Annotated in this window: 13 protein-coding genes; 5 read left to right on the top strand and 8 right to left on the bottom strand. The window is 72.5% G+C overall.

Annotated features, from left to right (window positions below; genetic code table 11):
- Positions 1 to 30: 30 nt before the first annotated feature.
- Together OG965_RS24800 and OG965_RS24795 are read right to left on the bottom strand one after the other, a co-directional pair.
- A complete protein-coding gene (locus OG965_RS24800; RefSeq protein ID WP_371654253.1) occupies positions 31 to 3,054 on the bottom strand; it encodes a protein kinase in 3,024 nt (1,007 codons plus the stop codon).
- 106 nt (positions 3,055 to 3,160) lie between these two features.
- Positions 3,161 to 5,167: a serine/threonine-protein kinase gene (locus OG965_RS24795; protein ID WP_371654252.1), complete on the bottom strand. Its 2,007-nt coding sequence runs from the start codon at positions 5,165 to 5,167 to the stop codon at positions 3,161 to 3,163.
- A gap of 248 nt (positions 5,168 to 5,415) precedes the next feature.
- Here OG965_RS24795 and OG965_RS24790 point away from each other — a divergent pair, with 248 nt between their 5' ends.
- Complete coding sequence (locus tag OG965_RS24790; protein ID WP_371654251.1) at positions 5,416 to 6,513, top strand: serine hydrolase domain-containing protein; 1,098 nt, start codon at positions 5,416 to 5,418, stop codon at positions 6,511 to 6,513.
- Here the strand turns inward: OG965_RS24790 and OG965_RS24785 are convergent.
- Positions 6,510 to 8,216, bottom strand: coding sequence for a glycerol-3-phosphate dehydrogenase/oxidase (locus tag OG965_RS24785; protein ID WP_371654250.1), 1,707 nt, complete (start codon positions 8,214 to 8,216; stop codon positions 6,510 to 6,512). The genes OG965_RS24790 and OG965_RS24785 overlap by 4 nt on opposite strands.
- A 219-nt stretch (positions 8,217 to 8,435) precedes the next feature.
- On the opposite strand from OG965_RS24785, the gene OG965_RS24780 reads away from it, so the two are divergent.
- Positions 8,436 to 9,680 (top strand): nucleotide sugar dehydrogenase, encoded by a 1,245-nt coding sequence (locus tag OG965_RS24780; RefSeq protein WP_371654249.1) that lies wholly within the window; start codon positions 8,436 to 8,438, stop codon positions 9,678 to 9,680.
- A gap of 109 nt (positions 9,681 to 9,789) precedes the next feature.
- A complete protein-coding gene (locus OG965_RS24775; protein WP_371654248.1) occupies positions 9,790 to 10,275 on the top strand; it encodes a hypothetical protein in 486 nt (161 codons plus the stop codon).
- A 94-nt stretch (positions 10,276 to 10,369) separates the two neighbouring features.
- On the opposite strand, the gene OG965_RS24770 is transcribed toward OG965_RS24775, so the two are convergent.
- From OG965_RS24770 to OG965_RS24755, 4 genes are all read right to left on the bottom strand, one after another.
- Positions 10,370 to 11,494, bottom strand: coding sequence for a GuaB3 family IMP dehydrogenase-related protein (locus OG965_RS24770; protein ID WP_067163242.1), 1,125 nt, complete (start codon positions 11,492 to 11,494; stop codon positions 10,370 to 10,372).
- A 131-nt stretch (positions 11,495 to 11,625) separates the two neighbouring features.
- Positions 11,626 to 13,131, bottom strand: a complete 1,506-nt coding sequence (gene guaB / locus OG965_RS24765) for an IMP dehydrogenase (protein ID WP_371654247.1) — start codon at positions 13,129 to 13,131, stop codon at positions 11,626 to 11,628.
- A gap of 240 nt (positions 13,132 to 13,371) precedes the next feature.
- Positions 13,372 to 13,947, bottom strand: a complete 576-nt coding sequence (locus OG965_RS24760) for a sigma-70 family RNA polymerase sigma factor (protein ID WP_371654246.1) — start codon at positions 13,945 to 13,947, stop codon at positions 13,372 to 13,374.
- A gap of 255 nt (positions 13,948 to 14,202) precedes the next feature.
- Positions 14,203 to 14,814 (bottom strand): response regulator transcription factor, encoded by a 612-nt coding sequence (locus OG965_RS24755; protein WP_003948568.1) that lies wholly within the window; start codon positions 14,812 to 14,814, stop codon positions 14,203 to 14,205.
- 406 nt (positions 14,815 to 15,220) lie between these two features.
- On the opposite strand from OG965_RS24755, the gene OG965_RS24750 reads away from it, so the two are divergent.
- Positions 15,221 to 15,553 (top strand): WhiB family transcriptional regulator, encoded by a 333-nt coding sequence (locus tag OG965_RS24750; RefSeq protein WP_283142026.1) that lies wholly within the window; start codon positions 15,221 to 15,223, stop codon positions 15,551 to 15,553.
- 212 nt (positions 15,554 to 15,765) lie between these two features.
- Here OG965_RS24750 and OG965_RS24745 read toward each other — a convergent pair whose 3' ends face one another.
- Positions 15,766 to 16,662 (bottom strand): LysR family transcriptional regulator, encoded by an 897-nt coding sequence (locus tag OG965_RS24745; protein WP_371654245.1) that lies wholly within the window; start codon positions 16,660 to 16,662, stop codon positions 15,766 to 15,768.
- Between the two features lie 82 nt (positions 16,663 to 16,744).
- Here OG965_RS24745 and OG965_RS24740 point away from each other — a divergent pair, with 82 nt between their 5' ends.
- Positions 16,745 to 17,425, top strand: coding sequence for an MOSC domain-containing protein (locus OG965_RS24740; protein ID WP_371654244.1), 681 nt, complete (start codon positions 16,745 to 16,747; stop codon positions 17,423 to 17,425).
- The last annotated feature ends 22 nt before the right edge of the window (positions 17,426 to 17,447 follow it).

The raw sequence follows: 17,447 nt of genomic DNA, 5'->3' as shown, positions 1-17,447 counted from the left end.
GGGTATGTGTCTGAGGCAACCTGTGAAGCGTCAACGAGTGGCGCTGTAGGCGGCCGTGGCCTGGGTGTAGATCTCCGTCACCTTGTCCCGCTGGGGCTCCGGGCCGATGACCACGACGAGGTGATATCGGCCATTGATAATCGTGACTTGATTGCGTACGTAAACCGTCCGGCCGGTGCTGTCCCGCCAGGTGAACTGCCCCTCGGCCGTCACTTTCCGGCCGATGTCGACCCGCCGCATCCCCGTCGCGGTGGCCCAGGCCGAGTCCCGGAACGGCTGGAGTTCGCGCTCCTTGTCCCGCTGGTACGCGAGCGGGTCGTCACCGACGTCCTTGACGGCGTCCCGGCCGGGCACCACGAGCAGAGTGAAGTCGCCGCCGACATAACGGACTTGTCCGGCGTCGTTGATGGGCCGCCGCTGGAAGGAGGGATCGACCGCGGTCCGGAATCCCTCGGGGTCGGTGCGCAGCACGTACCCCTTGGCGGGCGGCTGTCCGCCGGGCGCGGTGGTCTGCGTCCGCGGCGCCGAGGGCGTACCGGTCCGGGGAGAGGTGCTGGGCGCCGGTGTGCCCGGCTGCGCGCTCGTACGGGCCGTCGGGGCGCCCCCGTTGTCGGCCCTGCCCTCGTCCTTCGTCCCGGACTTGGGCATGAAGAACACGGCGTACGCGAGCGCGGCGGCCAGGAGTAACAGGACGAGCAGGACGAGGGTGCGGCCGAGCGAGCGGGGCGCGCGCGTACGCGTGGCGGACTGGCGGGACTTGGGCGTGCGGGACTCCGCCGAGCGCAGCCTGGCCTGACGCGGCCCCTCGAACACGTCGGGCGCGGGCCGCCGGTCGGGCCTGCGGGGCTGCGTACGGCGCTGCTGGCGGTGGCGGCCGTGCTCGCCGGAGGCCGCGCGGCGGCGCCGGACGAGCTCGCCCCGGCGGCGCACGATCGGCAGCCGGGTCGCGTCGGGCGCGGGCAGCGGGACGGCCTCGGTGCCCACGTCCGGCTCGGGCGCGGACCGCACGATCGAGCGCAGCCAGCCGCGCAGCTCCTCGAAGTCCGGGCGCTCGGTGGGGTCCTGGCGCAGCAGCGACTCGACGACCGGCCGCAGCGGGCCGCACTCCTCGGCGAACGCGGGCGGCTCGCCGCACACCATCTGCACCAGCTCGACGGCGCTCTCCTCCGGGTACGGCGCGTGCCCCTGCACGGCCCGGAAGAGCAGCGCGCCCAGCGCCCACAGATCGGTGGCGGGCCCGATCGGCGGCGCCAGGCGCCAGTTCTCGTGCACGGGCCCGGCCTGCTCGGGCGCCCACCGCTCGGTGACGGCCCCGACGACGGCGATCCGCGTCTGTCGCGCCCGCTCGGCGGCGAGCCGCGTGGCGGGGCCCCGGTATCCGCCCACGTGCCGCTGCGGGACGGCCGCCTCCCAGCCGCCCTCCCGGGCGGGCACGGGCGCGCTGACATGCGTCTGCCGCTGGGCATCGGCCCGCAGCGCCTCGGCCCCGGCCCCGACGGCGTGCGGAAGCGCGGGCCGCGGCTCTGCGGAGGGCCGCGGCCCGGTGGTGGCGGGAGGCCGGGGGTGCCCACCGGTCCGGGACGCGTCGGGGTGCGCGGGCTGCGCGTGCGGGACTTCGAGACGCGGGAGTTGGGGGTGGGGGGTCGGGGCGTGGGGGTGTCGGGCGTGCGGGGTCTCGGCGTGCGTGTCCGTCGGGTGGGCGGAGGTTTCGGGGTGGGCGCCGGTCGGGCGGGGCTGCGCGGGGCGCGGGACCCAGCGCCCGGTCACCGGGTCGTACGCACGCCGCGTACGCCCCGAGTCCGGGCCCTCCTCCACGGCGTACGGACTGGCCGCCGAGGACGTCCCCGGCGCGGGTGTACGCGGCACCCGCGTCCCGCTCACCGGGTCGTACATGCCCTGGTCGGCGGCGTCGCGCCAGACGCCCTCCAACTCGGCCTGGGTGAGCTCGGACCGCGGCACCGGCAGCGCGGCCCCGTCGTCGCCCACGCGCGCGGCGGCCCGCGCCCCGGCCCGGTACGCCGCGATGGCCCCGGCCCGCGCGGCCCCCGAGGACGCCCCGGAAGGGGGCACGGGCACCACTCCCTGCTCCTCACCGCTCGGCCCCGCCGGAGACCACCCCGCGGGCAGGGCCGGCGCCCTGGTCGAGGGCAGGGGGGTGGGGTGCGGCGCGGGCGGCGCCTGGGCGGCCGGGCCGAAGTGCGCGTCGGGGCGAGCCCCGGCGGGGCGGCCGGGGTCGGCGGCGGGCCCGTCAGAGCCGCCGTAGGGGTCGCCGTACGGGTCACCGGGCAGCGGGTCCGGAGTGCCGGAGGACCGGCCCCGGTCGTCGTAGAGGTCGCCGGGCACGTCCGGGCCGCCGAAGTCCCGGGAGCCCGGGCCGGAGTCCGGGGCATCCGGCCAATCGGCCTCGGCGTCGTCGGCCGCCCCCGTCGCCCCCGGCACGCCGAAGTCGTCGTTCTCCTCACCGAGCGGCGGCGGCGGCACCACATAGCCGCACAGCGCCTCCTCCGCCGCGCCGGCCGCCAGGCCGGTCAGCATCACGCGGCCGTCGTCGCATATCAACACCGTGCGCTCGGTGATGTTGCGGTGCGTCCAGCCGTGCGCGTGCAGCACGCGCAGCGCCGTCAGTACGTCGGAGGCGACCTCCGCCGCCCGGTACGGCGCCATCGGCTGCTCGGCGAGGAGCGCGGCCAGCGGCCGGGCCATGACGAGCTCGCTGACGATCCACAGCGAGCCGTCCTCCGCGAAGACGTCGAAGACCTGGTCGAGCCGGGGGTGGTCGGGGATCTGCGCGGCCGCCTGGGCCGCCTCGATCGCGCGCCGCAGGGCGGGGTCCGCGGGCCGCCGCGCCGCTCCGACGCCGTACCCGTCCCCGTACCGCCCGTCCGCGCCCTGCACCTCCGCGTCCACGACCTCCGGCAACGGCACCTGCCGCACCAGGACTTCCTGTCCGCTGTAGGTGTCGAAGGCCCGGGTCTCGACCGGCTCGTACTCGTCGGAGGACGGCAGCGGCAGCCGATAGCGGTCAGCGAGCACTCGACCCGCGTAGTCGTCCACGACGCCTCCCCACAGCGCGCTGTTCCCCCGAACCCGTCAATTCCGGTCGATTACCGGCCCATTGTGGCTGCGTACGGTCCGCGAGCTCTCACGATACGTGGCCTGCTCAGTCCTTGGGGCTGAACGTGTCGAACGCCGTCTTGCGCAGCGTCACGCACGCGTCGGTGTCCCACTCGGCCGTCTTGCAGGTGACCATGATGGCGTAGCCGTGCGACCCGTCGACCTTGAAGCCGCGGTTGAGTATCCGTACCCGCTCGCCGCTCTGGTCCCGCTCGAACTGCCAGTCGGCGACCGTCGGGTACCCCTTGTAGTCGACCTTCTGGATGCCGAGCAGGTGGTAGTTGCTGCTGCTCCCGGCGACCGCGCCGGCGAGCTCCAGCCAGGCCCGCCGGGCGTCGTCGGTCGGCTTGGCGTTGAAGTCGACCTGGATGCGCGGGAAGCCGCCGTTGACGCTGTATATGCCGCCGGAGTTGTCCCCGGCTATGCCGGTGCGGTGGAACCCGGCGGGCATGGCCATGGAGAAGTGGAAGGTGGCGTCGGTCACCGTGGAGTACCCGCTGGGCAGCCCGGCGCCCGTGCCGCTGCCCCCGGAACCGGACCCCGCCCCGGGGGTCTGGGGGGACGTGGAGGTCTTGCCGCCGCTCTGCCCCTGGGTCTGGGTCTGGGTCTGCCCCTGTCCCTGCTGCTGGCCGTTGCCCTGACCGGTGCCCTGGGCGCCGCCGGTCTTGCCCTTGCCGCTGCCGTCGCCGCCCGCGGTGGCACCGCTCGACGCCTTGTTGTCGCTCTTGCCGCCGTTGCCCTTGTCGTCATCGCCGCCGCTGAGCACGACCGCGAGCACGGTCCCGATCACGGCCAGCGCCGCGACGACCGCGATGATCACCAGCGTCCGGCGCGGGACGACATCGGTGAGCGGGGCCCGCACCGGCGCGGGCGGCCCGGACGGCGCCGGCCGCGCGACGGGCGCCGACCCGGCGAAGGCGAGCGGCTTGGCGGCCGTCCTGCCCGCCGCCTTGTCCTTCGCCTTGTCCTTCGCCTTCTCCTTGGCCGTGGTCTGTGCGGCCGCCGCCGCGTTCCGCACGGACTTGAAGGCGCCGCGCATCCGGTCGGCGGCCGCGTCGGCCACCTCCTTCGCCTTGGCGCCCGCGTCGCCCTTGGCCTCGCCGGGCACGGGGGGCAGCGCGACGACCCGGGTCACCTCGGACGACACCGGCTCCGGCGCCCGCACGGTCTGCTCCGGGGCGTGGAGCACCTCGGTGAGCAGCGCACGCGCCGCCTCGTTGTCGAGCCGCTGCTCGGGGTCCTTGGCGAGCAGCCCGTAGATGACCTTCTCCAGGAGCGGTCCCGCGTTCGCCGGCGGGTCCACCGGCTCGGTCATCACCGCGGTCAGCGTCGCGATCGCGGAGCCCTTGTCGTACGGCGGGACGCCCTCCACGCACGCGTAGAGCAAGCCGCCCAGCGACCACAGGTCGGCGGCCGGGCCCGGCTTGTGGCCGCGGGCGCGCTCCGGCGAGATGTACGAGGGCGCGCCGACGAGCATGCCCGTCGAGGTGATGGACGGGTCGCCCTCGACCTGGGCGATGCCGAAGTCGGTGAGCACGACCCGGCCGTCCTCGGCGATCAGCACGTTGGACGGCTTCACATCGCGGTGCAGGATGCCCTCACGGTGCGCGGAGCGCAGCACGTCGAGGATGGCGAGCCCGACCTCGGCGGCCCGGCGCGGCGTCAGCACCCCGTCCTCGCGCACCGCTTCGGCGAGCGACTTGCCCTCGACCAGCTCCATGACGATCCACGGCCGGTCGTCCTCGTCCACGACGTCGTAGACCGTCACCGCGCTGGTGTTGCGGATCCGGGCGATCGCCTTGGCCTCGCGCAGGGTGCGCGTGATCAGCCGGCGCTTCTCCTCGTCGTCGATGCTGGTGGGGAAGCGCAGCTCCTTGACGGCGACGGTACGGCCCAGCGTCTCGTCGACGGCACGCCAGACCGTGCCCATGCCTCCACGGCCGAGCACATCCCCGAGCCGGTACCGATCGGCCAGGAGTCGGCCCTCGGCTTTCCCGCCGGACTCCTTCCGCTCGTCCCGCTGGGGCTCCCGTGACTGCTCCGCCTCCGACATGCGTCCCCTCTGCGATCCCTGATCCGCGCCCGCGCCGACCGCGTCCCGGCCGACGACTCCCCGCAACTTGCCTCGTGAGGCGGCCCGGTTCACCGCTCCGACCTGCTTCTCCTGCCGGGGGTCCGGGGGTTGGCCCCCGGGGGAGCGGCACCCGCCCTGGCAGAGCGTCCATTGTCTCTCACGTCGGGACCAATGATTGTCCCGGGTCCGCCGTCCGCCAAGATGGCTCCGGAAGGGGGACCACCACCATGCCGACACTCCGGGCGCTGCTCGCCGTGCCCCTGACCGTGGTGCTCTGCGGCCTGGGCACGCCGATCCTGCCGGGCGAGCCGGACCGCCCGGACCGCGACGGCCTGAAAGACCCGCAGGCCACAGCGCTGGCAAGGCTCGTCACCGGCACGGGCGCCCCGGCCGCCGCCCTGCTCGCCGACGACGGCCACCGCTCCCGCTTCGGCACGGCCGGATCCGGGCTCGGCCGCGACGACCGCTTCCGGGCGGGCAGCGTCACCAAGTCCTTCGTCGCGACGGTGGTGCTCCAGCTCGCCGCCGAGGGCAGGCTGCGCCTCGACGACACGGTGGAACAACATCTGCCGGGCCTGATACGCGGCCATGGAAACGACGGCCGCCACCTCACCCTGCGCTCCTTGCTCTCCCACACCAGCGGTCTGTTCCCCTACACGGCCGACAGCACCGTCCCGGTTCCGCTCACCCCCTCACAAGCCGTCCGCACCGCGCTCGCCCACTCCCCCGGGCCGCTCGGCACCGACGCCTACTCCAACACCAACTACGTCGTCCTCGGCATGGTCGTTCAGCAGGTCACCGGCCATACGTACGCCGCCGAGGCCGAACGCCGCATCATCACCCCCCTCCGTCTCACCGGCACCTCCTTTCCGGGTGCCCGCACCACGCTCCCCACCCCGCACAGCCGCGCGTACTCCCCCGACGGCCGTGAGGTCACCGACCTCGACCCGCGCCAGGCCGGCGCCGCCGGTGAACTCATATCGACCCTCGCCGATCTGAGCCGCTTCTACGCGGCCCTGCTCGGCGGCGCCCTGCTGCCCGCGCCCCAGCAGCGCGAACTGCTCGACACCGCCGCCACCCACGGCGTCTACGGCCTCGGCGTCTACCCGCGGCGGCTCTCCTGCGGCCTCACCGTCTGGGGCCACAACGGGCATATATCCGGCAGCCTGGTCCGTGCGGCAGCCACCGCCGACGGCCGCCACACCGCCGTTTTCCGTATCAACACGGACATCGCCCTCAGCCCCTCCCTTGAACTCTCGCTACTCGACGCCGAGTTCTGCCCGACTGCCCGCCAGGGCCAGTCCGGCGCCCCGGTTTCTCCCTAGATCGGCACGATGTCCGGCGCCCCCAGCCGCGCCGCGTCCGCCGTCAGGTCGTCCGGCTGACGCTGCGACTCACGCTCCGCCTCCACCCTCTTCTCGTAGTGCTCCACCTCCTTCTCGATCTGCTCCTTGTCCCAGCCGAGGACCGGCGCCATCAGCTCCGCGCACTCCCGGGCCGACCGCGTGCCCCGGTCGAAGGTCTCGATGGAGATCCGGGTGCGCCGGGTCAGGACGTCATCGAGGTGGCGGGCGCCCTCGTGCGAGGCGGCGTAGACGATCTCGGCGCGCAGATAGTCCTCCGCCGCGCCGAGCGGCTCCCCCAGCGACGGGTCGGCCACGATCAGCTCGATGAGGTCCTCGGTCAGCGATCCGTACCGGTTCAACAGGTGCTCCACGCGGACCACATGGATCCCGGTGCGCGCGGCGATCCTCGCGCGCGCGTTCCACAGCGCCCGGTAGCCCTCCGCGCCGAGCAGGGGCACGTCCTCGGTGACGCATTCCGCGACCCGCTGGTCCAGGCCGTGCACCGCCTCGTCCACCGCGTCCTTCGCCATCACCCGGTACGTCGTGTACTTGCCGCCGGCGATGACCACGAGGCCCGGCACCGGGTGCGCCACCGTGTGCTCGCGGGAGAGCTTGCTGGTGGCGTCCGACTCCCCGGCGAGCAGCGGGCGCAGGCCCGCGTAGACCCCCTGGACGTCGTCCCGGGTCAGGGGCACCGCGAGCACCGAGTTGACGTGTTCGAGGAGGTAGTCGATGTCCGCGCTGGAGGCGGCGGGGTGGGCCTTGTCCAGGTCCCAGTCCGTGTCGGTCGTGCCCACGATCCAGTGGCGCCCCCAGGGGATCACGAAGAGCACCGACTTCTCGGTGCGCAGGATGAGCCCGGTCGTGGAGTGGATCCGGTCCTTGGGCACCACCAGATGGATGCCCTTGGAGGCCCGGACGTGGAACTGGCCGCGCTCGCCGACCATCGCCTGGGTGTCGTCCGTCCACACCCCCGTCGCGTTGACGATCTGTTTGGCGCGGATCTCGTACTCCCCACCGCCCTCCACGTCGCGCACCCGCGCCCCGACCACCCGCTCGCCCTCGCGCAGGAACCCGGTCACCCGGGCCCGGTTGGCGGCCTGTGCCCCGTAACTCGCGGCCGTCCGCACCAGTGTGGCCACGAAACGGGCGTCGTCCATCTGCGCGTCGTAGTACTGCAGCGCCCCGACCAGCGCTTCCCTCTTCAGGCAGGGCGCGACCCGCAGGGCGCCGCGGCGGGAGAGGTGGCGGTGGACCGGCAGGCCCCGGCCGTGGCCGGACGAGACCGACATCGCGTCGTACAACGCCACGCCCGATCCCGCGTACCACCGCTCCCAGCCCTTGTGCTGGAGCGGGTAGAGGAACGGCACCGGTTTCACCAGGTGCGGGGCGAGGCGCCCCAGGAGCAGTCCGCGCTCCTTCAGCGCCTCTCGGACCAGCGCGAAGTCCAGCATCTCCAGATAGCGCAGCCCGCCGTGGATCAGCTTGCTCGACCGGCTGGACGTGCCCGAGGCCCAGTCCCGCGCCTCGACGATGCCGGTCGAGAGCCCTCGGGTCACGGCGTCCAGCGCGGTGCCCGCGCCGACCACCCCGCCGCCGACGACCAGCACGTCGAGCTCGCGCTCCGCCATCGCGGCGAGCGCCTCGGCACGCTGCACCGGTCCCAGTGTCGCTGTCCTCACGGATGCCTCCCGTTGATCGGGGTGGTCTGGCTCACACACTCGATTCTGGACGCGACCACCGACATCGGCCACCGCCTGTGGACAACACTCGGACAACCCCGGGCCCGCAATACGGCATAACGGTCATATTTACTCTTAGTCTGACATTGCGTCCGCCCATTCTGTCCACAGGGCTTGCGCGCCATGTCCCCTCCGGTTATGGGAAGGACGGTCACCCGGATGCCCGCAGACCTCGCTGTCATCGGACTCGGCCACCTCGGCCTGCCCCTCGCCCAGGCCGCTGCCGCCGCCGGCATCGAGACCGTCGGCCATGACACCGACCCCCGCGTCCTCGCCGAACTCCGCGCCGGCCGCCCCCCGGTCGACGGCGCCCTGACCGCCGCCGAGCTGCGCCGGATGCTCTCGGGGGGCTTCCGGACGGCCACCGACCCGGCCGAGCTCGGCCGGGTCCGTACCGCTGTGATCTGCGCCCCCACCCCGCTCGGCGCGGACCGGACCCTGGACCTCGGCGCCGTCGCCGAAGCCGCCCGCACGCTCGCGGCCCGGCTGCGCCCGCACACCACGGTGATCCTGGAGTCCGCCGCCTACCCCGGCACCACCGAGGACTTCCTGCGCCCGCTGCTCGAAGAGGGCTCGGGGCTGCGGGCCGGGCGCGACTTCCACCTCGCGTACTCCCCCGGCCGCCTCGAACCCGGCAGCCGCACCCACGGCTTCGCCACCACCCCCAAGGTCATCGGCGGCCTCACCCCCGCCTGCACCGAGTCCGCCGCCGCGTTCTACGGCCGGATCACCGACAAGGTCGTCCGCGCGCGCGGCACCCGCGAGGCCGAGATGGCCAAGCTCCTGGAGACCAACTACCGCCAGGTCAACATCGCGCTCGTCAACGAGATGGCCGTGCTCTGCCACGACATGGGCGTGGACCTGTGGGACGTGATCCGGTGCGCCGAGACCAAGCCGTTCGGCTTCCAGCCGTTCCGCCCGGGTCCGGGCGTCGGCGGCCACGGCGTCCCGCTCGACCCGACCCCGCTGCCGTACACGGGCCTGCGGATGGTGGGGCTGGCCCGGGAGATCAACGCGCACATGCCGCAGTACGTCATCCAGCGCTCCACCACGCTCCTGAACGAGCACGGCAAGTCCGCCCGGGGCGCGCGCGTGCTGCTGCTCGGCGTCACCTACAAGCCCGACCTCGCCGATCTGGAGGGCTCCCCGGCCGCCGAGATCGCAGGACGGCTCATCGACCTCGGCGCGGCGGTGAGCTACCACGACCCGTATGTCCCGGACTGGCGCGTGCGCGACCAGCCCGTACCGCGCGCGGACTCGCTCTACGAAGCCGCCGCCCACGCCGACCTGACGGTGCTGCTCCAGCACCACCGCACGTACGACCTCCAGGGGCTGTCGGTCAAGGCCCAGCTGCTGCTCGACACCCGGGGCGTCACACCCGGGGGCGCCGCGCACCGACTCTGAAATCCGGCCTCCGCCACCCTCGGCCGGTTGCTACTCTTCGGGTCGCCCGATCGCACAGCCGTGCGCATTCACGGGCTCGTGCGTTCACTTACCTCGGGGGGATCCGAAGATGAGCCAGTCCTTTCCGCCACCGCAGCACCAGCCCCAGCCGGAGTTCCCGGGCTTCGCGCCGGTCCCGCCGCCGGCCCCGGTCCGCGACAACTTCGCCGGCGGGCTGATCACCGCGTTCGCCGCCGCTGTCGTCTGCGCGGGCGTCTACGGCGCGATCGTCGGCGCCACCAAGCACGAGATCGGCTACGCGGCCGTCGGTGTCGGCTTCCTGATCGGCTGGGCCTCGGGCAAGGTCGGCGGGCGCAACCCCGCCCTGCCGGTGCTCGGCGCGGTCCTCGCCCTCGGCTCCGTCTACGCGGGCCAGCTGGTCGGTGAGGCCATCCTCATCTCCAAGCACTTCCCCGTCAGCCTCTCGGAACTGCTGTTCCAGCACCTCGACGTCGTGAACGAGGCCTGGAAGTCCGACGCCGACCCGATGACGTTCCTGTTCTTCGCGATCGCCGCGGCCGCCGCGTTCTCGGGCGCCAAGAAGGCCGCCGCGTAACCGCCATACATGTGAAAGGGCCCGGACCGTCGAACGGTCCGGGCCCTTTCACATACGTACTACGTACGTGGGAGACGTACGCGCACGGCGGGCGTCAGCGCTTGTGCTGCGCGTCCGCCACCGTCACCTCGACGCGCTGGAACTCCTTGAGCTCGCTGTAGCCGGTGGTGGCCATCGAGCGGCGCAGGGCGCCGAAGAAGTTCATCGAGCCGTCCGGGATGTGCGACGGGCCGGTGAGGATCTCCTCGGTGGTGCCCACGATGCCCAGGTCGACCAGCTTGCCGCGCGGCACGTCCTCGTGAACGGCCTCCATGCCCCAGTGGTGGCCCTTGCCGGGCGCGTCCGTGGCACGGGCCAGCGGGGAGCCCATCATCACGGCGTCGGCGCCGCAGGCGATCGCCTTGGGCAGGTCGCCGGACCAGCCGACACCGCCGTCCGCGATCACGTGCACGTACCGGCCGCCGGACTCGTCCATGTAGTCGCGGCGGGCCGCGGCCACGTCGGCGACGGCGGTGGCCATCGGGACCTGGATGCCGAGCACGTTGCGCGTGGTGTGCGCGGCGCCGCCGCCGAAGCCCACCAGGACGCCGGCCGCGCCGGTGCGCATCAGGTGCAGGGCCGCGGTGTACGTGGCGCAGCCGCCGACGATCACCGGGACGTCCAGCTCGTAGATGAACTGCTTGAGGTTGAGCGGCTCGGCCGCGCCCGAGACGTGCTCCGCCGAGACGGTCGTGCCGCGGATGACGAAGATGTCGACACCCGCGTCCACGACGGCCTTGGAGAACTGCGCCGTGCGCTGCGGCGAGAGGGCGGCCGCGGTGACCACACCGGAGTCGCGCACCTCCTTGATGCGCTGCCCGATCAGCTCTTCCTTGATCGGGGCCGCGTAGATCTCCTGGAGGCGGCGGGTCGCGGCGGCCTCGTCCAGCTGGTCGATCTCGTCGAGCAGCGGCTGCGGGTCCTCGTACCGGGTCCACAGGCCTTCGAGGTTGAGCACGCCAAGCCCGCCGAGCTCACCGATGCGGATCGCGGTCTGCGGCGACACGACCGAGTCCATCGGGGCGGCCAGGAACGGCAGCTCGAACCGGTAGGCGTCGATCTGCCAGGCGATCGAGACCTCCTTCGGGTCCCGGGTGCGCCGGCTCGGGACGATGGCGATGTCGTCGAACGCGTACGCCCTGCGGCCGCGCTTGCCGCGCCCGATCTCGATCTCAGTCACGTTGTGTGGGCCTTTCCCTCTACGTCTGCGGTCCCAGTATCCCCGACATGTGTGTCCCCGACATACGGGCGAGGGGCGGCCCCGGAAATCCGGGGCCGCCCCTCGCTCGGTCCACGCGCGCGTGGGCGTGGTCAGCGCCTGGTGTAGTTCGGCGCCTCGACCGTCATCTGGATGTCGTGCGGGTGGCTCTCCTTGAGGCCCGCCGAGGTGATCCGGACGAACCGGCCGTTCGTCTGAAGCTCCGGTACGGTCCGGCCGCCGACGTAGAACATCGACTGGCGCAGACCGCCGACCAGCTGGTGGACGACCGCGGAGAGCGGGCCGCGGTAGGGCACCTGGCCCTCGATGCCCTCGGGGACCAGCTTCTCGTCGGAGGCGACGCCCTCCTGGAAGTAGCGGTCCTTGGAGAAGGACTTGCGGTCGCCGCGGGACTGCATCGCGCCGAGCGAGCCCATGCCCCGGTAGGACTTGAACTGCTTGCCGTTGATGAAGAGCAGCTCGCCCGGGGACTCCTCGCAGCCCGCCAGGAGCGAGCCGAGCATCACCGTGTCGGCGCCCGCGACCAGGGCCTTGGCGATGTCGCCCGAGTACTGCAGGCCGCCGTCGCCGATGACCGGGACGCCCGCGGCCTTGGCGGCGAGCGAGGCCTCGTAGATGGCGGTGACCTGCGGGACGCCGATGCCGGCGACGACACGGGTCGTACAGATGGAGCCGGGGCCGACGCCGACCTTGATGCCGTCGACGCCCGCGTCGATCAGCGCCTGGGCGCCGTCGCGGGTGGCGATGTTGCCGCCGATGACGTCGACGCCCGCCGCGTTCGACTTGATCTTGGCGACCATGTCGCCGACCAGCCGGGAGTGGCCGTGGGCGGTGTCGACGACGATGAAGTCGACGCCGGCCTCGATCAGCGCCTGGGCGCGCTCGTAGGCGTCGCCCGCGACACCGACGGCCGCGCCGACCACGAGCCGGCCGCCCTTGTCCTTGGCCGCGTTCGGGTACTGCTCGGCCTTGACGAAGTCCTTGACCGTGATGAGGCCCTTGAGGATGCCGGCGTCGTCGACGAGCGGCAGCTTCTCGATCTTGTGGCGGCGCAGCAGCTCCATCGCGTCCACACCGGAGATGCCGACCTTGCCCGTGACCAGCGGCATCGGGGTCATGACCTCGCGCACCTGGCGCGAGCGGTCGGACTCGAAGGCCATGTCGCGGTTGGTGACGATGCCGAGCAGCTTGCCCGCCGGGTCGGTGACCGGCACGCCGCTGATGCGGAACTTGGCGCACAGCTCGTCGGCCTCGCCCAGCGTCGCGTCCGGGTGGACCGTGATCGGGTCGGTCACCATGCCGGACTCGGAGCGCTTCACCAGGTCGACCTGGTTGGCCTGGTCCTCGATCGAGAGGTTGCGGTGGAGGACACCGGCGCCGCCCTGGCGGGCCATCGCGATGGCCATGCGCGCCTCGGTGACCTTGTCCATCGCCGCGGACAGCAGCGGGACGTTCACCTTCACGTTCTTCGAGAGGTACGAGGAAGTGTCGATCTGGTCGGGCGCCATGTCGGACGCGCCCGGCAGCAGCAGCACGTCGTCGTACGTCAGCCCGAGCATCGCGAATTTGTCGGGCACTCCGTCGACGTTTGCAGTCATGACACCTTCCCCATGGCCTTGATCGGTGCGGATGTCCATGCTAACGGGCTGGCGCGGTGTCTCATTCCATGAACAAGATCAACCGAATTCTTTGTACGTTCACACGTGCGTGAGGCAGGGGCGGGGCGCGCGTCAGTGCGGCCGCGCGCGCGTGACGGCGCGAAGGTGCGCTCCCGGCGGCCCCGGCGCGCCCGGTGGCATCAGCGCACGCCCCGGTGGCATCACGCGCACCGGGTGACGTCACTGCTCGGCGAGCGCCCTCAGACGGCTGAGCGCCCGGTGCTGGGCGACCCGGACCGCGCCCGGCGACATGCCGAGCATCTGGCCGGTCTCCTCGGCGGTGAGGCCGACGGCGACCCGCAGCACCAGCAGTTCGCGCTGGTTCTCCGGCAGGTTGGCGAGCAGCTTCTTGGCCCACGCGGCGTCGCTGCTGAGCAGTGCGCGCTCCTCGGGGCCCAGTGAGTCGTCGGGCCGCTCGGGCATCTCGTCCGAGGGCACCGCCGTGGAACCCGGGTGGCGCATCGCGGCCCGCTGGAGGTCGGCGACCTTGTGCGAGGCGATGGCGAACACGAAGGCTTCGAAGGGCCTGCCGGTGTCCCGGTAGCGCGGCAGCGCCATGAGCACGGCGACGCAGACCTCCTGCGCGAGGTCCTCCACGAAGTGGCGAGCATCACCCGGCAGACGGTTCAGCCGGGTGCGGCAGTAGCGCAGTGCGAGCGGGTGAACATGGGCCAGCAGGTCATGCGTGGCCTGTTCGTCGCCATCGACGGCACGGTGAACGAGTGCACCGATCACCGTTGGCTCGTCGTCGCGCATCGATCCATGGTGCCCCGGCGTCGCAGAATCCGTGGCACCGCGTCCATAGTTGTGCACCGAAGCGTTATGAGCAGGTGCGCCGGAAGTCATCTCCTGCGCCCTCCCCTCCCGCTCGACCGACTCGTCCCCGAGGAACTCCACACCTTCAAGGATGCGGCATCGCGCGCGAAGCGTCACACGCCGCTCCACGGAGCGGGGGGTCGGACCCGTCCGCCGACGACGAACGGGGATCCGGCCGACCACTCCGCGGGCAGGTCAGCGCACCAGGCCCCAACGGAATCCGAGCGCCACCGCGTGCGCCCGGTCCGAGGCGCCGAGTTTCTTGAACAGCCGCCTCGCGTGCGTCTTCACGGTGTCCTCCGAGAGGAAGAGCTCGCGCCCGATCTCGGCGTTGGACCGGCCATGGCTCATGCCCTCAAGGACCTGGATCTCGCGCGCGGTGAGCGTGGGCGCCGCGCCCATCTCGGCCGAGCGCAGTCTGCGCGGAGCCAGCCGCCAGGTCGGATCGGCGAGCGCCTGCGTGACGGTCGCGCGCAGCTCCGCGCGCGAGGCGTCCTTGTGCAGATAGCCCCGGGCGCCGGCGGCGACGGCGAGCGCCACCCCGTCGAGGTCCTCGGCGACCGTCAGCATGATGATGCGGGCGCCGGGGTCGGCGGACAGCAGCCGCCGGACGGTCTCCACGCCGCCCAGACCGGGCATGCGTACGTCCATCAGAATGAGGTCCGAGCGGTCGGCACCCCAGCGGCGGAGGACTTCCTCGCCGTTGGCCGCCGTCGTCACACGCTCGACGCCCGGCACGGTCGCTACCGCACGTCGGAGCGCCTCTCGGGCAAGCGGGGAGTCGTCGCAGACGAGGACGGATGTCATGGCCGCCCTCCGCAGCTGATGCGCGTCACCTTGAGCCTCCAGGCTGGTTACGTATCGTCACCTGTGCGATTGACGCTCTCGGACACCTGCCCGAGCGCTTGTTCTCTCAACCGCTCCGCACTCTCAACGACGGTCACTCGAAAGAGTTACGGGTCGGACGGGGGCCTTCGGCACTCTACGTGAGGAAGCGTGTGCGCCGGGCGCGCATCGCGGGTTGCCCGTCCTTCGCTCGGAGGTATGCCCCATTTAGCGGCTTTTCTTCCCTTTTTCTGGTGTCTGTGGCTAGATTCGCAATGAGTCATATTTACATCTACTTACACCGTAGATGTACGTTCGTCGGTACACCCCAGTGATCCGGGGTACCCGGCACATCCGCCTCAGGCACGGCTTCAAGGGGATATGAGCAATGGCAGATTTCTCCCGCCTTCCCGGACCGAACGCCGATCTGTGGGACTGGCAGCTCCTCGCCGCATGCCGCGGGGTCGACAGCTCCCTCTTCTTCCACCCGGAGGGCGAACGCGGCGCGGCCAGGAGTGCGCGCGAGAACTCGGCGAAAGAGGTGTGCATGCGCTGCCCGGTGCGCGCCCAGTGCGCGGCCCACGCCCTGGCCGTCCGCGAGCCCTACGGCGTGTGGGGCGGGCTCACGGAGGACGAGCGCGAAGAGCTGATGGGCAGGGCGCGCAACCGGCTGGTGACGGCGGCGAGCGCGGGAGCGGTGGGCGAGCGGGGCCACGGCTAGCGCCGGAGCCCGGATTCGCAGAAACGTTCCTGCGCCGTATGGCGCAGCACCGGACAACAGCGCCGAAGACCACAGCGCCGAGCAGCAGCGGTGAGACAGCGGCGCGGAGGCCTCCTTCAGGAGGTAGGAGGCCGCTTCGCGCGGCGGTGGCGCGTGGGCGCTTCCCGCGGGGGTGGCGCCGTCCGGGCGCCCGCCCGGCCGCCCGCCGCCGCTCAGTTGCGGGCGGCGGCTCCGGCCAGTTGGTCCAGGGTGGCCGCGACGGCCGGGACCCGGGCCAGGTCGGGCAGCGTGAGCGCGACGATCTCGCGCTCCACGGCGGGCTCCACCGTGACCGTACGGGCGCCCTTGGGGCGTACCGAGGCGATCGCCAGCTCCGGCAGCACCGCGACCCCGAGCCCCGCCCCGACCAGGCCGATCACCGCCGGGTAGTCGTCCGTGGCGAAGTCGATGCGCGGGGTGAAGCCGGACTCCTCGCAGACGTCGACCAGTTGGCGCCGGCAGCGCGGGCAGCCCGCGATCCACGGCTCGTCGGCGAGGTCGCGGATGTCGACCGTGCCACTCTCGGCCAGCCGGTGGCCGTCGGGGACGAGCCCGACCAGGCGGTCGATCAGCAGCGGCCGTACGACCAGGTCGTCCCACTCCTCCGCGGTGGCCGCCCCGTACCGGAAGGCGAGCGCGATGTCGCAGTCGCCCTCGCGCAGCATCTCCACCGAGCGCGGCGGCTCGGCCTCGACCAGGGAGACCCGGGTGCCGGGGTGGGCGGCGCGCAGCGCGGCCAGCGCGCTGGGCACCAGGGTGGAGGAGCCGCTGGGGAACGAGACGAGCCGGACGCGGCCCGCGCGCAGGCCCGCGATGGCCGCGACCTCCTCCTCGGCGGCGGTGAGGCCCGCGAGGATGCCGGAGGCGTGGCGCACCAGGACCTCACCGGCCTGGGTGAGCCGGGTCTCGCGGCCGGTGCGGATGAGCAGCGGGGTGCCCGCGGACGCTTCGAGGGCCTTCATCTGCTGGCTGACGGCGGGCTGGGTGCAGCCGAGCTCGCGCGCGGCCGCCGAGAAGGAGCCGGTGGCGGCGACGGCGCGCAGGACGCGGAGATGACGGGCCTCGATCACCCTCCGAGCATAAGGGGTGCTTGGGGATCTCGCGGGATATTGACTAGCTGCTTTGAGACAGTTCGGGTTAGCGTTGCGCCTCATGAAGCTTCTGTCTGTGAACACGGGGCGCGCCACGGTCGTCGGGTACACCGACGCCGAGGGCGGTCTCACCGGCATCGGCAAGCGCCCGGTGGAGGGCTCCGTACGGATCTTCCGGCCCGGCCCCAAGGGCGTGGGCGCCAGCGGTGTCGCGGGCGACGACGTGTGCGACAAGCGCCACCACGGCGGCGACCACCAGGCCGTCTACGCCTACGCGCGCGAGGATCTCGACGTCTGGGAGAAGGAGCTGGGCCGCGAGCTGCCCGGCGGGATCTTCGGCGAGAACCTCACCACGTACGGCATCGACGTCAGCGACGCCCGGATCGGCGAGCGCTGGCGGATAGGTCCGGACGTGGTCCTGGAGGTCTCCTGCGCGCGCATTCCCTGCCGTACGTTCGCGGGCGCCCTGGACGAGCAGGGGTGGGTCAAGCGGTTCACCCAGGCCGCGGCCCCCGGCGCCTACCTCCGGGTGATCGAGGAGGGCGAGATCCGCGGGGGCGACGCGATCGAGGTCGTCCACCGGCCCGCACACGAGGTGTCGGTGGCGTTCTGGTTCCGCGCGTTCACCACCGAACGGGAGCTGATGCCGCGCACGCTGGCGGCGGGCGAGGCGATGGCGCCGGAGTCCCACGACAAGGTACGTACGTACCTGAAGCAGCAGGCCGCCCGGCGGGCTTCCTGACCGGACAGGGCGTCACACCGCT

This window comes from Streptomyces sp. NBC_00224, assembly GCF_041435195.1.
In the GTDB taxonomy this organism is placed as follows: Bacteria; Actinomycetota; Actinomycetes; order Streptomycetales; family Streptomycetaceae; genus Streptomyces.
The sequence above is the reverse complement of the archived record's forward strand: the minus strand, read 5'-3'. Positions and strand labels throughout refer to the sequence as shown.